Below are 14,193 nucleotides of genomic sequence, written 5' to 3' on the forward strand. Positions count from 1 at the left end.
GCTGGCCTTTCGGCTGTTCGCCGTTCGCGCCGACCGCCTGAATCACACGCCGACGCGCCACGTTTAAGCGCCGGTTCCCCCGGGGACGACCTCAGGGAAAGACGAATTGTTGCGGGACGACCCGCTACGCTGTGAGTTCCGCTTATGTTTGATACCTTACTGATTGCCAACCGCGGGGCGATAGCCTGCCGCATTTTACGTACCCTGCGCGCCATGCAGGTGAAGGGGGTTGCCGTTTACGCCGAAGCCGACCTGAGCAGTCTGCACGTCCGCGAAGCGGATGAAGCGCTCAGCCTTGGCGAGGGCCCGGCAGCGCAAACTTATCTGGTGGTAGAGAAGATCATTGCCGCCGCGCTGCAGAGCGGCGCCCGCGCCATCCATCCCGGCTACGGCTTTCTGTCGGAAAACGCCGCCTTCGCCGAAGCCTGTGAGGCGGCGGGACTGGCGTTTGTTGGCCCGACCCCGCAACAGCTGCGTACCTTCGGCCTGAAACATACCGCTCGCGCGCTGGCGAAGGCGGAGGGCGTGCCGCTGCTGGAGGGCAGTGAACTGCTGGCCGACAGCGAGGAAGCCTGCCAGGCGGCTGAGGCGGTGGGCTACCCGGTGATGCTCAAGAGCACGGCGGGCGGCGGGGGGATTGGCATGCGCGTCTGCCGCGACGCCCGCGAACTGAGCGAGGCCTTTGCCACGGTGCAGCGGCTGGGGCAAAACAACTTCAGCGACGCCGGGGTGTTTCTCGAAAAATATATCGAACGCGCCCGTCACCTGGAGGTGCAGATCTTCGGCGACGGTGAGGGGGAGGTTATCGCCCTCGGCGTGCGCGACTGCTCGCTGCAGCGGCGTAACCAGAAAGTGATTGAAGAGACCCCGGCGCCGAATTTGCCGGATGGGATGGCGCAGGCGCTGTGTAGCGCGGCCATTGCTCTCGGGAAAGCGGTGAACTACCGCAGCGCCGGGACGATGGAGTTTGTCTACGACAGTGCGGCGCAGCGCTTCTATTTCCTTGAGGTCAATACCCGCCTGCAGGTGGAGCACGGCGTCACAGAGCAGGTGTGGGGCGTGGATCTGGTACGCTGGATGATCGCCCTGGCCGCAGGGGATTTACCGCCGCTGAGCGAGCTGGCCGCCGGGCTACAGCCCCGGGGCCATGCCATTCAGGCGCGAATTTACGCCGAAGATCCTGGCCGCCAGTTTCAGCCTTCGCCTGGACTGTTAACCGACGTCTGGTTTCCGCCGGCGGACGGCGCCACGCTGCGCATCGACCGCTGGGTGGAAGCCGGATGTGAAGTGCCGCCGTTTTTCGACCCCTTGCTGGCGAAAGCTATCATCTGGCGCCCCAGCCGCGATGAGGCAATCGCCGGCCTGGCGCAGGCCCTGGCGGAGACCCGCCTGTATGGCGTCGAAACCAACCGCTTATACCTGCAGCAGATCCTCGGCTTTGCGCCGTTTACCGCCGGAGAACCCTGGACCCGCTGCCTGGAGCAGTTGCGCTACCGGTCCGATACCGTGGAGGTTCTGAGCGCCGGCACCCAGACCAGCGTCCAGGACTATCCGGGACGTCTGGGGTATTGGGCGGTGGGCGTCCCGCCCTCGGGCCCGATGGATGACCGGGCGCTGCGCCTGGGCAACCGTCTGCTGGGCAATGCCGAGGGCGACGCCGCGCTGGAGATCACCCTTAGCGGACCCACCCTGAAATTTAATACCGCCGTACAGGCGGTGATCTGCGGCGCGCCGCTCACCGTCACGCTCGATAGCGCCGGGCAGGACATGAACTGCGTATTCACTATTCCGGCGGGGGCGACCCTCAGGCTGGGGGCAATAAACGGACCAGGCGTCAGAAGCTATCTCTGCCTGCGCGGCGGTATTCAGGTACCGGATTATTTGGGCAGTAAAAGCACCTTTACCCTCGGCCAGTTTGGCGGCCACGGCGGACGGGCTCTACGCGCTGGCGACGTGCTGCATCTTGCGCCTTTGGTTGAGACAGGGGAAGGCGCGGCGCTTCCCGCAGGGCTGCGCACCGCGCTGACGGACGTCCGTACGCTGCGGGTGATTTATGGTCCCCACGGCGCGCCGGAGTTCTTTGCCCCGGCGTATATGGCGACCTTTTTTGCCACCGACTGGGAAGTGCATTTTAACTCCAGCCGCACCGGCGTGCGCCTGATCGGGCCTAAGCCGGTCTGGACCCGTGACAGCGGCGGCGAAGCCGGGCTGCATCCCTCGAATATTCATGACAACCCCTATGCCGTGGGGGCCGTGGATTTTACCGGCGATATGCCGGTGATCCTCGGGCCGGACGGCCCAAGCCTCGGAGGCTTCGTCTGCCCGGTCACGGTTATCGAAGCCGATCTCTGGCAACTGGGCCAGCTTAAGGCGGGGGATAAAGTGCGCTTTGTGGCGGTGGACGTCCCCACCGCCCGGCGGCTGGCGGCAGGTCGTCGCGCGGAGCTGGCGACCCTGCAGGCGCAGGACGTTGCCTGGCAGCCTGTGCCGCTCACCTCGCCGGTGGTGATGACCTGCGGTGACGCCGACAAACGCCTGGTGGCGCGCCTCTCCGGTGATACCCATCTGCTGCTGGAGGCCGGTGAGGCGGAGCTGGATCTGGTGCTGCGCTTTCGCATCCATGCCCTGATGCAGGCCCTTGAAGGGCAAGCCCGGGAAGGGATCATCGATATCACGCCGGGGATCCGCTCGCTGCAGCTGCATTTCCAGCCGGAAACGCTGGCGCTGGAGACCCTGCTGGCGTGGGTCAGCGGGGAGTGGGCCACGGTCTGCATGAGCGATGATCTGCAGGTTCCAACGCGGGTCGTGCATCTCCCGCTCTCCTGGGACGATCCGGCCTGCCGCAAGGCGATCGACAAATATATGACCACCGTCCGCCCGGACGCCCCGTGGTGCCCAAGCAACCTCGAGTTTATTCGCCGGATAAACGATCTGCCGGATGAGCAGGCCGTATGGAACACGGTGTTTGACGCCAGCTATCTGGTGATGGGCCTCGGCGATGTCTATCTCGGCGCGCCGGTGGCCACGCCCCTTGATCCGCGCCATCGGCTGGTCACCACCAAGTACAACCCGGCGCGAACCTGGACGGCGGAAAACTCGGTGGGCATCGGCGGGGCGTATCTGTGCGTCTACGGCATGGAAGGCCCGGGCGGCTATCAGTTTGTCGGCCGCACTCTGCAGATGTGGAATCGCTATCACGAGGTGGCCGATTTTGCCGGCAAGCCGTGGCTGCTGCGCTTTTTCGATCAGCTGCGTTTCTATCCGGTTTCGGCCGATGAACTGCTGGAGATTCGCCGCGATTTCCCGCTCGGTCGCTATCCGCTGCGCATCGAACACAGCACGCTGCGGCTGGCGGAATACCAGCAATTTCTCGCTCGCGAGGCGCAGAGCATTGACGCGTTTCGCGACCATCAGCAGCGGGCGTTTAACGCCGAACGCGATCGCTGGATCGCCAGCGGCCAGGCCCATTTCGACAGTCAGGAGAGCGCCGCAGAAGAAGCGGGCGATGCGCCGCTGCAACCGGGCGAGCAGGGGGTGGAAAGCCCGGTATCCGGTAATCTGTGGCAGGTACAGACCGCGGTGGGCCGCCAGGTACGCGCCGGTGATGTGCTGGTGGTGCTTGAGTCGATGAAAATGGAGATCCCGCTGCTGGCGCCGTGCGATGGCAGGGTTCAGCAGGTCAATGTGCAGCCAGGCAGCGCGGTGCGTGCCGGGCAACGGGTGGCAGTGATTATTGAGGAGAAGGCATGATGCAGCAGACGTTTGATTTACGCCTGGCGACCCTGGCGGCGAACTATCGTAACGGCAACACCACGCCGCGGGCGCTGTTGGCGGCGATCCGCCAGCGGGCGGAAACGCTGAATCCCGAATTTAATCTGTTTATCCATCTCCTGAGCGAAGCGGAGCAGGCGCCGTTTCTCGCGGCGCTGGAAGGCCATTCGCCAGAGACGCTTCCGCTGTACGGCGTGCCGTTCGCGATCAAAGACAATATTGACCTTGCGGAGATCGTCACGACCGCTGCCTGCCCGGCGTTTGCATACCGGCCGACGCAAAGCGCGACCATTGTCGCGCAGCTGATTGCGCTGGGAGCCGTGCCGGTGGGCAAAACCAATCTCGACCAGTTTGCCACCGGCCTGAACGGAACCCGTTCGCCGTACGGACGTTGCCGCAACGCGTACCACCCGGCTTACCCCTCCGGTGGCTCCAGCGCCGGCTCCGCGCTGGCGGTAGCCCTGGGTGTCGCCAGCTTCGCGCTGGGGACCGACACCGCCGGCAGCGGTCGCGTTCCGGCCGGGCTGAATAACCTGGTGGGGCTGAAAGCGACGAAAGGGGTGATCTCCACCGCCGGGGTCGTCCCTGCCTGTCGCACGCTGGACTGTGTGACCTTTTTCAGCGCTACCGCCGACGAGGCCAGCCAACTGCTGGCGCTGGTTGCCCGGACCGATCCGCAGGATAGCTACAGCCGCCGCAATCCCCAGTGGAACAGCCGGCAGGCCTTTGGCAGGCCGTCCGCCGGGTTTCGCTTTGGCGTTCCGCAGACGCTGAACTTCCTCGGTTGCCGCGCCAGCGAAGCGCTGTTCGCCCAGGCCGTGCAGCGGCTGACGGCGCTCGGCGGCGTGCCGGTAGCGATCGATTTCGCGCCATTTCTGGCCGCCGCCCGCCTGCTGTATGACGGACCGTGGGTTGCTGAACGCTATGCGGTGGCCGGACCGCTGATTGAGCAGCAGCCGGATGCCGTGCTGTCGGTGATTCGCGACGTGCTGGCGAAAGCGCCTGATATCGACGCGACGGCGACCTTTAAGGCGATGTATCAGTTGCAGGGGTATAAAGCGCAGTGCGATGCCATCCTTGATACGCTGGACTGCGTGCTGACGCCAACCTTTCCGCGCCCGGTAACGCTCGACGAGCTGGCGGCGGAGCCGATCGCCCGCAACGCCGATCTGGGCTACTACACCAACTTTATGAACCTGCTGGACTATGCGGCGGTGAGTGTGCCGTGCGGGTTTATGCCTGACGGATTGCCCTCCGGCGTCACGCTGTTTGGTCGGGCGTTTACCGATCAGTATTTGCTGAGCCTGGCCGACGCCTTCCAGCGCGCGGAGCGGCTGCCGCTGGCAGGCGGCGCGCGGCTGGAGAGCCCGCCGCCTGCGCATTCCGCAGGCCATGACCGGATGGCACTGGCGGTATGCGGTGCGCATCTGGCCGGTCTGCCCTTAAACGGTCAATTGCTGGCGCGGGGCGGTCGGTTGCTGCAGGCGACCCACAGCGCGCCACGCTATCGTTTGTACGCTCTCGCGGATGGCAAGCGCCCGGCGATGGTGCGTGACGAGCGCGACGGCGCGGCGATAGCGGTGGAAGTCTGGGAGATACCCAGCGCCGAGGTGGGGTCGCTGCTGGCCGCTATTCCCGCGCCGCTGGGGCTGGGACAGGTTGAGCTGGCCAACGGCCGATGGGTGACGGGCTTTATTTGCGAAGCCGCCGGGCTGGGGGATGCCACGGAGATCACTGCCTGGGGCGGCTGGCGTCAGTGGCTGGCCAGGTAAACGGAACATCCTCTGCGGTAGCGCCGCAGAGGGAACCCTCGCTTATAACGGGCTGTTCTCATCGAGCAGGGTGATGCTCCAGACGCGGGCGTGCGTGTCATCGATGCGATAGTAGCTTTTCACGCTCGCCGTACCGCCGATGGCGTAGCCCACCAGAGCGACGATGTTGAGCTGATGCCCTTGCTTATCGGTAAACGCATAATACTCATCCAGCACATAACCGCTGGCGCTGGCCGCTGATTCCAGACGATCGTCCCTGGCTTTCAGGTCCGGGGTATAGTCGGCGATGGTTTTCCCCACATAGTTTTTGGCGACGTCCTGCTTTTCGTCATCGCTGACGATAAACGCCGCGCTGGCAGGAAAGTGCTGAACCACCTCAGCCAGGGTCGGTTTCGGCGCAGCAGAGGGGAATAACGTGTGATCGATGGCGTAGGCCTGTAGCCAGCAGGAGAATAACGCCGCTTCCGCCGCACGGCCATCCGGGTCGGAAAGCCCGGGCAGCGCATCGACGGTCTCTCCCGCTTTACGCAGCGCAATGAAATCGGCACAGGAAGAGACCCGTGCCTGATTCTGATCGCTCAACACCAGCGTCAGGGGAGACTGGTTAATCTCAAGCTCGCCCGCCGCCAGCACCGGCGTGCTCAACAATAACGTCACCGTCATACCGATAAAATATTTCATCACATAGCCTCCATGAATATCGTCGTATCCTGATCCGAGGTGACAGGGAAAGCAAGCGATGGATGACGTTTCTTCCGCACGTCCGGGCGATGGCTCCCGGACGCCAGGCGACGGCCGGGGAAGGTTACTGATGGTGTGGGACGGGATAAAACGCTTCCGCTGTCCATTGCGCGGATGGCTGGCGGTATTGCTGCCAGAACAGATCGGCAATCTCCCGGGCTTCGGCGGAACCCGGCGTGACGTAGGCCCCCACCGTCACGATGGAAAGATGAATATTTTGCGCTTTTAAGACCGGAAAAAGGCCATGCGTCAGGTTAAGCAGCCCGGCTTTGCCGACGCTCAACGTCAGACACTCCGGGTGGGGCTGAGTGGCAAACATCCCGCCAGTCAGCAGGATCGCGCCTTCTCCACGCGCGGCCATCCGCGGAGAGACCGCTTTGATGGCGGCATATACCGCGCCAATATTGGTGCTGAGATCCTGAATGAAGCCTGCCACCGACTGGGTCTCAAGATTACCGTCATGCATGGCCGCGGCGTTGAAATGCAGCACATCCACACCGCCGGTTTCCACCTCTACCTCACGAATGAGTTCCGCGATACTGGTGATATCGCTGGCGTCCGCCACGCGGCCTTCCGCGGCAAATCCAGCCGCTCTCAACTGGTCGGCCTGCGCCGCCACATTGCTTTTATTGCGAGAGGACAGTATTACCCGGAATCCCTCACCGGCAAATCGTGAGGCCGTCGCCATTCCCATCCCAGGACCGGACCCAATACTCAAAAACGTTTTCATAGGCTGCTCTCACTGTAGGTTGAAGAGCCGCTATGTTAATAGACCAACAGATCGCTGATAATTAGCCTTATTTGCAAATGATTAATGTGCAGGGTGCAGGAATCATGTTCGATGATTTTGATGAGCTGATGGCGTTTGTCTGTGTGGCTGAGGCAGGGAGTTTTATCGGGGCCAGCCTCAGGCTGGAGCGCGATGCGTCGGTGATTTCCCGCCGGGTCAGCCACCTTGAGAAAAAACTGGGTGTCCGGTTGCTGGTGCGTACCACCCGTAGCGTAACGCTGACTGAAGCCGGAATCTGGTTTTTGCAGCGCGCCCGCACGGCGCTGGATGAGCTCAGCGCCGCCAGCCGGGAAGTAGGCGACTTTGCTGCCACCCCGCAGGGAACGTTGCGGGTCTCACTGCCGGTGACCTTTGGCCGGGAGCTGATTGCCCCGATGTTTCCTGATTTCCTGCAGGCGTATCCGGATATTCGCCTTGATGCCCATTTTCTCGATCGACGAGTCGATATTGTCGCGGAGGGGTTTGATGCGGTGATCCGCCTGGGAAACCTGCGGGACAGTACCTTAACCGGGCGCGAGCTGGGGGCGTTTCGCAGCCAGCTGATTGCTTCGCCGGCCTATCTGCAACGCTACGGTGAACCAACTCATCCTGAGCAACTGGCAGCCCATCGGTGTCTCGGCTTTACCCACCATCCGGACTGGCCCTACTGGATCCTCGAGAATGGTCGGGAGCATATCCAGGTGACGCCAGTTGGCCCCCTCACCACCAATATCAGTGAAGCGCTGCTGACGGCGGTCATTCGCGCAACCGGGATCGCACTGCTGCCGGGATGGATGGTTAATCAGGCGGTGCAGCGCGGGGAACTGGTCCGCGTGCTGCCCGACTGGCGCAGCGCGGCGCGGGTTAGCGTTTATGCCCTGATGCCGCCCGGCACGCTGGTTCCCGCCAAGACCCGGGTATTTATCGACGCGGTATGCCAGCAGCTGGCGTCATCCCCGCTGTGGCAGGACGAGTTGAAGCGATAAACGGGGGGTGCCGATAGAGCAAGCCACGGATGGCGGTTATACCGCGGTACTGGCCCGGACTTTGAGTACTGACGGAATTTCAATAAACTTTTCACAAGGTTTATCGTTGAGCAGGTCGAGAAGCGCTTTCCCGGCCTTCACCCCAATGTCATGCCAGTGAAATTCAACGGTTGTCAGGGCAGGGGAACAGACTGTCGATAATACCCCGCCGCCTAAACTCGCAATGGCTACGGTATTGGGCACTTTGATCCCGGCGCTGTGGCAGGCCATCATGCATCCACACGCCATTTCATCCGATGTGCAAATTAGCGCATCCAGATCGCCCCAGGTGATCATCATATCCTTGAAAATATTCACCCCTGTGGCAATGGTGGAAGGCAAATGAGTGGTCACTACCCGATGCGGAGAACGGTTAAGGGCCAGCATCGCCGTATTCCAGCCGCTCAGGAGCTGGCGAAACATTGTATTGTTGGCCGGGGTACACAGTAACGCGATATTTTTTAATGAGGCGTCCGCCAGGTGGGTCACGATCTGTTTCACAGCCTTACCGTAATCCACACCGATGCACATGCCAACAGACTGCGTATTTAACGCGCCAATTTCCAGGATAGGCACATCTACGTTGGCCTGCAGCTGGGTACAGCTCTCAATGGTGTCGATATTAAACTGAATAATCGCTGCCGGGTTATAGGCGAGCATTTTTTCAAACGTTTTTTGTTCGCTTTGGCCGTCATGACCGGATTCCATAAACATCATGGTATAGCCGCGTTCAGTCAGGATCTTTTGTAACGCCTCCGACACCGGCAAAAAACCTGGCGAAGAGAAGGTGGGGACGACGGCCAGAATGAGATCGGAATGGACCGACGCCAGATTACGCGCCTGGAGATTGGGGACATAGCCGAGTTGGCTTACTGCCGCATCAATACGGTCGCGAAGGTCAGGGTTGACTTTTTCAGGCATTCTCAGCGCACGCGAGACGGTCATGGCGCTCACGCCGACAAACTCAGCCACTTCGGTCAGGGTTATCTTCCCAGTTCCCTTACGACGTTTTTCTTTCGGGCTATTGTCTGCGTCTAGACTCTTCACCAGGATCACCAACCGTTTGAAAAATAAAAAGTAACAAAAGTAAATCGTTGATACACATTATAACTTACCACAGCGAGGGGGAAAGCACATTATAACCAGTGTTAGCGGTAACTCATTTTTAACATTTTTGCTTGTTAGCGCTAACTTTGGGAGGTGTATCACAGTTGCATTTTATTTAGCTGTTTATAGTTCAGCACATGGGACCCCTCGGGAGTGCATATGATTAGAGACTGGTTAACCCCGGATAAAATTAATGTCATTAACTCAATAGATAACTGGAAAAATGCCGTTCGACTCTCAGCAGAACCTTTGCTGGCGCAGGGGTATATGGCAGAGCACTATATTGAGGCGATTTTGAAAAGCCATGAAGAACTTGGGCCTTATTATCTATTAGCCCCGGGATTAGCAATGCCCCATGCCCGCCCTGAACAAGGTGCATTGAGGAATGGATTATCGCTCCTTCATATTAAAGAGGGCATATCATTTGGCTCAACGGAGAACGACCCGGTATACGTGATTATTATGCTATGCGCTCGTTCCGGGAATGAACATATCACGATGATCGGTGAACTGGCAGAACTCTTTAGCGATCAGCAAAAGCTAGAACGATTGTTAAAAGCCGATGATATTAAGGCAATTCAGGCTGTTATTGACTGAAGGAAAAGAGAATGAAAAAAGTACTCATCGTCTGCGGCAATGGTTTAGGCAGCAGCTTTATCGTTGAAATGAATGTCAAAAAAATTCTTGCCGAAATGAATAAAGAGGCTGAAGTCGCGCATACCGACCTGACGTCAGCGAAAAGCGAAACGGCGGACCTTATTCTGAGCGCCAACGATATTGCCGAACATTTAGTTGGTCATTCCGCAAAGGTTGTTGGATTAAGTAATTTACTCGACAACAATAAAATCAAAGAGATTTTAGCAGAACACATTTAAGCAACGGCTTTCTGAACCGTGGAGTTTAATATGCTTCATTTCCTTATTTATGATGTGTTAGGGACACCGGCAATTCTGGTTGGATTGTTTTCTCTGATCGGTCTGCTGTTGCAAAAAAAAGGAATTTCAGATGTTATTTCAGGAACACTGAAAACCATCATGGGCTTTGTTATTTTAACGGCAGGCGCCGGTATCATTGCCTATACATTAACCATTTTTAGCCAGCTGTTTGAACATTCATTTCATATTCAGGGGGTGGTCCCTAACACCGACGCGATGGCCGCGCTGGCGCAGAAGAATTATGGCACGGAAACCGCCACAATCATGGTGTTGGGCATGTTGATCAATATCGCCCTGGCGCGTCTGACGCCATTAAAGTACATCTTTTTAACGGGCCACCACACGCTCTATATGGCAGCGATGCTGGCGGTGATCTTGTCAGTCGGGGGATTGTCGGGGGGGTGGGTGGTGGCCATCGGGGCGGTGATTCTCGGCGCGATGATGGTGATCTCTCCGGCGATCTTGCAGCCGTTTACCCGTAAAATTACCAATACCGACGATCTGGCTCTCGGCCATTTTGGCTCTATTGGTTATCTGCTTTCCGCGCTGGTGGGCAAAGTCGTCGGGAAAGGTAGCCCCTCGATTGAAGAAATTAAAGTGCCTAAGTCACTCAATTTTCTTCGCGACTCGTCGGTGGCCATCTCTCTCACTATGATGATTCTGTTCCTGGTGTTGGTGGTCGTCGCGGGCAAAACCTTTGTCGAGGAGACACTGAGTGCCGGTCAGAATTTTATTATCTTCGCCATTATTCAGTCCCTCACTTTTGCTGCGGGGGTTTATATCATCCTCGCCGGTGTGCGGATGGTGATTGCCGAAATTGTGCCAGCGTTTAAAGGTATTGCAGACAAATTAGTGAAAGATGCGAAGCCGGCGCTCGACTGCCCGACGGTGTTTCCCTTTGCTCCAAATGCCGTCATCGTCGGGTTTCTCGCAAGCTTTGTTGCAGGCCTGGTCAGCATGTTCCTCTGCCCGCTGTTCGGCTTGAGCGTCATCGTCCCGGGGCTGGTGCCACATTTCTTCTGCGGGGCAACGGCTGGCGTTTACGGCAACATCACTGGCGGACGTCGCGGGGCAGTGGTGGGGGCATTTGCCCACGGCCTGCTCATTTCGTTCCTGCCGGCCATCCTTTTGCCAATGATGGGAGATATGGGCCTGGGTTCTACAACCTTTGGCGATGCAGACTTTGGCGTTGTCGGCATCGTTCTGGGGCATATTATCGCAATGTTTAACTAACTGTTTATTATCGGAGATGGTTTATGAGCGCGAAATTTTCACCCTCACTGATGTGCATGGATTTAACGCAGTTCAAAGAACAGATCACGGCAATGAATAAAAAAGCGGATTTTTATCACGTTGATATAATGGATGGTAATTACGTCCGCAATATCACACTGTCTCCCTTTTTTATTGAGAACCTGAAAAAAATCACTACCGTTCCCATCGATGTCCATCTGATGGTGAACCATCCGGAAGATATTATTCCCATGTGTCTCGAGGCCGGCGCCGATATCATTAGCTTTCATCCCGAGACGGCGAATAACAAAATTTTCCGCCTGCTGAATCAGATCAAGGATGCAGGCAAGCAATGCGGGGTGGTGTTGAACCCGGCGACACCGGCTGAAAGTATTGCTGAATATGCGCACCTGTTGGATAAAGTGACGGTCATGTCAGTTGATCCGGGCTATGCCGGACAAAAGTTTATTCCTGAATCGCTGAACAAGATAAGAAAGCTCATCAGTATGCGCAAAAATAATGGCTATCACTATCTGACAGAAATTGATGGCTCCTGCAATGCAAAAACGTTTGGCCAGATTGCCGAATCCGGTGTGGATGTCTTTATCGTAGGGACATCGGGTCTGTTTTCTCTCCATGAGGATGTCAGCCAGGCATGGGACAGAATGATCGAGATTTTCCAGCGTGAAACCGTCGCTGCCTAATTAATTTTTTTACGAACCACAGCATATATTTAAAAAAAATTAAAAGACCTGCATCACGCCAGCGATGCCTGCTCTGTTATTCAACGACCACTCTATATGAATGCGGGTGAATTATGGATATTTCGACAGTGCTTAATGTTAAAAACATCAAGTTAAATATGACCGCCAGAACGAAAGAAGAGGTGATAGAAGAACTCACCGATTTACTAGTACAGGATGGTGCGGTGACTAATAAGGAGGACTTTATTCGTGATGTCTGGTTACGTGAGGAGCAAGGCTCTACCGGTTTTGAAAATCATATTGCGATCCCGCATGGCAAATCTTCCGGTGTTTCCCGTACCGCATTAGCCATCGGACGCACGCAACATACCATTCCCTGGGAGACCATGGATGGCAGCGATGTTCGCTGTATTATTTTATTTGCGGTTTGCCTGGTGGATCAAAATGCCACTCATATTCGCCTGTTAGCGCAAGTATCCGGGTCACTGGCCGACGAAGACATTATCGCTAAATTACTGGTTGAATCTGATCCATATAAAATCATTGCGCTTTTCAATTCAGAAACTGAAAGCACCGAAGCGTAATATGTAGTTGTTAACATTCTTTTATATCTTATTAAATGAATTAACGGAGAATCGTGATGAATATTGTCGGAGTTACCGCCTGTACGGTGGGGATTGCACACACCTATATTGCTCAAAAGAAAATTGAAACAGCCGCCAAAAAAGCCGGTCATAACGTTAAAATCGAGACCCAAGGGACCATCGGCATTGAGAATCAGTTAACCGCTGATGAGATTGCCATGGCAGATATTGTTCTGCTTGCCGCGGATGTTAAAGTGACGGGAGAAGAACGGTTTGCGGGTAAGAAAGTGGTCAAAGTCGCCACGGAAACGGCAGTGAAATCCCCCAATAAACTGATTGAAAAACTCAGTGAAATAGTCAATTCATAATTTTATTTCGGCCTGCTGACTCTATACTTAAGGGCGTAATTTATGTCTCTAAAACAAATATGGCAAGCAGCAAATCCTAAAGGACATCTGCTGACCGCTATCTCATTTCTGATCCCCATTGTCTGTGGTGCTGGGTTTATTATTGCCATCGGCATGGGGCTTGGTGGAACGGTGCAGGACACGTTAACGCCGGGGCAATTTGATTTATGGCAGGCGATGGCCACTCTGGGCGCTAAGGCGCTTGGGCTGTTGCCGGTGGTCATTGCGGTGGGTATTTCCGGCTCGATTGCTGGCAAGCCGGGCATCGCACCAGGATTTGTCGTCGGGCTGGCGGCGAACACCATCAGCGCAGGCTTTATCGGCGGGATGATCGGTGGCTACATTGCCGGCTATATCGCGCTGGCGATCATTAAAAACGTCAAGGTGCCTGACTGGGCTCGCGGTTTGATGCCAACGTTGATCGTGCCTTTTTTTGCCTCCATTATCAGCTGCCTGATTATGGTCTATATCATTGGTACGCCTATCGGTATCTTTACGGAAGCGCTGACATCTTTCCTGAGAAGTATGGGCACGTCATCGAATCTTGTGTTGGGCGCAGTGATAGGCGCTCTGTGTATTGTTGACTTTGGCGGCCCGCTTAATAAGACATGCTTTGCCTTCGTTCTCACGCTGCAGGCGCAGGGAATAAATGAGCCGATTACCGCGCTTCAGTTAGTTAACACCGCAACGCCTATTGGTTTCGGCCTGGCTTTCTTCATTGCTAAGCTTCTGCGTAAGAACATCTATAACAGTGAAGAAGTGGAAACCTTAAAATCGGCGGTTCCAATGGGGATTGTTAATATCGTTGAAGGCTCTATCCCGATCGTCATGAACGATATCGTCCGCGGTATCGCCGCCGCGGCCATCGGTGGCGCGTGCGGTGGCGCAGTCACCATGGTGTATGGTGCGGATGCCACGGTGCCTTTTGGTGGGGTACTGATGATCCCCACCATGTCACACCCGATGGCTGGCATTATGGCCCTGCTGGTGAATATTGTTGTTACCGCCACGGTTTATGCTGTCATCAAAAAAGATATTCCGCGTGATGTGCTGGTTACTCATGATCACGAAGAAGAGGATATCGACCTTAATGATATTAAAGTGAGCTAACTTACCCCTGTATTATTTTATCAATGGCGTTGAGC

Annotated in this window: 13 protein-coding genes; 10 read left to right on the top strand and 3 right to left on the bottom strand. The window is 56.7% G+C overall.

Translation table 11 applies throughout. The annotated features are described in order from the left end of the window. Positions 1-144: 144 nt before the first annotated feature. Both uca and atzF read left to right on the top strand, forming a co-directional pair. A complete protein-coding gene (uca, locus tag DTA24_RS14470; RefSeq protein ID WP_123836910.1) occupies positions 145-3,750 on the top strand; it encodes an urea carboxylase in 3,606 nt (1,201 codons plus the stop codon). Beyond that, positions 3,747-5,543 (top strand): allophanate hydrolase, encoded by a 1,797-nt coding sequence (atzF, locus tag DTA24_RS14475; RefSeq protein WP_023340160.1) that lies wholly within the window; start codon positions 3,747-3,749, stop codon positions 5,541-5,543. The genes uca and atzF overlap by 4 nt, the downstream gene beginning before the upstream one ends. A gap of 42 nt (positions 5,544-5,585) precedes the next feature. On the opposite strand, the gene DTA24_RS14480 is transcribed toward atzF, so the two are convergent. Together DTA24_RS14480 and DTA24_RS14485 are read right to left on the bottom strand one after the other, a co-directional pair. Beyond that, positions 5,586-6,224, bottom strand: a complete 639-nt coding sequence (locus DTA24_RS14480) for a hypothetical protein (protein WP_023340159.1) — start codon at positions 6,222-6,224, stop codon at positions 5,586-5,588. A gap of 124 nt (positions 6,225-6,348) precedes the next feature. Continuing rightward, complete coding sequence (locus tag DTA24_RS14485; RefSeq protein WP_049138077.1) at positions 6,349-7,014, bottom strand: SDR family NAD(P)-dependent oxidoreductase; 666 nt, start codon at positions 7,012-7,014, stop codon at positions 6,349-6,351. A 104-nt stretch (positions 7,015-7,118) separates the two neighbouring features. Between DTA24_RS14485 and DTA24_RS14490 the strand changes: the two genes are divergently transcribed. Continuing rightward, on the top strand, positions 7,119-8,039 hold the full coding sequence (locus DTA24_RS14490; protein WP_016161055.1) for a LysR family transcriptional regulator: 921 nt from the start codon (positions 7,119-7,121) through the stop codon (positions 8,037-8,039). Between the two features lie 36 nt (positions 8,040-8,075). On the opposite strand, the gene DTA24_RS14495 is transcribed toward DTA24_RS14490, so the two are convergent. After that, on the bottom strand, positions 8,076-9,128 hold the full coding sequence (locus tag DTA24_RS14495; RefSeq protein ID WP_110196465.1) for a LacI family DNA-binding transcriptional regulator: 1,053 nt from the start codon (positions 9,126-9,128) through the stop codon (positions 8,076-8,078). 216 nt (positions 9,129-9,344) lie between these two features. On the opposite strand from DTA24_RS14495, the gene DTA24_RS14500 reads away from it, so the two are divergent. The 7 genes from DTA24_RS14500 (at position 9,345) to DTA24_RS14530 (ending at position 14,158) form a co-directional block, all read left to right on the top strand. Continuing rightward, complete coding sequence (locus tag DTA24_RS14500; protein ID WP_023322630.1) at positions 9,345-9,782, top strand: PTS sugar transporter subunit IIA; 438 nt, start codon at positions 9,345-9,347, stop codon at positions 9,780-9,782. Between the two features lie 11 nt (positions 9,783-9,793). Next, on the top strand, positions 9,794-10,060 hold the full coding sequence (locus DTA24_RS14505; RefSeq protein ID WP_012968203.1) for a PTS sugar transporter subunit IIB: 267 nt from the start codon (positions 9,794-9,796) through the stop codon (positions 10,058-10,060). Positions 10,061-10,090: 30 nt separating this feature from the next. Then, on the top strand, positions 10,091-11,353 hold the full coding sequence (locus DTA24_RS14510; RefSeq protein ID WP_012968204.1) for a PTS ascorbate transporter subunit IIC: 1,263 nt from the start codon (positions 10,091-10,093) through the stop codon (positions 11,351-11,353). Positions 11,354-11,376: 23 nt separating this feature from the next. Continuing rightward, complete coding sequence (alsE, locus tag DTA24_RS14515; protein ID WP_012968205.1) at positions 11,377-12,057, top strand: D-allulose 6-phosphate 3-epimerase; 681 nt, start codon at positions 11,377-11,379, stop codon at positions 12,055-12,057. Positions 12,058-12,170: 113 nt separating this feature from the next. Further along, positions 12,171-12,641, top strand: a complete 471-nt coding sequence (locus DTA24_RS14520; RefSeq protein ID WP_012968206.1) for a PTS sugar transporter subunit IIA — start codon at positions 12,171-12,173, stop codon at positions 12,639-12,641. 56 nt (positions 12,642-12,697) lie between these two features. After that, positions 12,698-13,009, top strand: a complete 312-nt coding sequence (locus tag DTA24_RS14525) for a PTS fructose transporter subunit IIB (RefSeq protein ID WP_004179922.1) — start codon at positions 12,698-12,700, stop codon at positions 13,007-13,009. Between the two features lie 42 nt (positions 13,010-13,051). After that, positions 13,052-14,158 carry a PTS fructose transporter subunit IIC gene (locus DTA24_RS14530; protein WP_012968207.1) on the top strand — a complete coding sequence of 369 codons (1,107 nt, stop codon included), beginning with the start codon at positions 13,052-13,054 and terminating at the stop codon, positions 14,156-14,158. Positions 14,159-14,193: the final 35 nt, after the last annotated feature.

Origin of the sequence: Klebsiella sp. P1CD1, assembly GCF_003790505.1 — a bacterium.
Lineage (GTDB): Bacteria > Pseudomonadota > Gammaproteobacteria > Enterobacterales > Enterobacteriaceae > Klebsiella > Klebsiella variicola.

Excerpts from the sequence above, each read along its gene's own strand:
- uca (WP_123836910.1), top strand. The coding sequence starts at position 145 with ATGTTTGATACCTTACTGATTGCCAACCGCGGGGCGATAGCCTGCCGC.
- atzF (WP_023340160.1), top strand. The coding sequence starts at position 3,747 with ATGATGCAGCAGACGTTTGATTTACGCCTGGCGACCCTGGCGGCGAAC.
- DTA24_RS14480 (WP_023340159.1), bottom strand. The coding sequence starts at position 6,224 with ATGAAATATTTTATCGGTATGACGGTGACGTTATTGTTGAGCACGCCG.
- DTA24_RS14485 (WP_049138077.1), bottom strand. The coding sequence starts at position 7,014 with ATGAAAACGTTTTTGAGTATTGGGTCCGGTCCTGGGATGGGAATGGCG.
- DTA24_RS14490 (WP_016161055.1), top strand. The coding sequence starts at position 7,119 with ATGTTCGATGATTTTGATGAGCTGATGGCGTTTGTCTGTGTGGCTGAG.
- DTA24_RS14500 (WP_023322630.1), top strand. The coding sequence starts at position 9,345 with ATGATTAGAGACTGGTTAACCCCGGATAAAATTAATGTCATTAACTCA.
- DTA24_RS14505 (WP_012968203.1), top strand. The coding sequence starts at position 9,794 with ATGAAAAAAGTACTCATCGTCTGCGGCAATGGTTTAGGCAGCAGCTTT.
- DTA24_RS14510 (WP_012968204.1), top strand. The coding sequence starts at position 10,091 with ATGCTTCATTTCCTTATTTATGATGTGTTAGGGACACCGGCAATTCTG.
- alsE (WP_012968205.1), top strand. The coding sequence starts at position 11,377 with ATGAGCGCGAAATTTTCACCCTCACTGATGTGCATGGATTTAACGCAG.
- DTA24_RS14520 (WP_012968206.1), top strand. The coding sequence starts at position 12,171 with ATGGATATTTCGACAGTGCTTAATGTTAAAAACATCAAGTTAAATATG.
- DTA24_RS14525 (WP_004179922.1), top strand. The coding sequence starts at position 12,698 with ATGAATATTGTCGGAGTTACCGCCTGTACGGTGGGGATTGCACACACC.
- DTA24_RS14530 (WP_012968207.1), top strand. The coding sequence starts at position 13,052 with ATGTCTCTAAAACAAATATGGCAAGCAGCAAATCCTAAAGGACATCTG.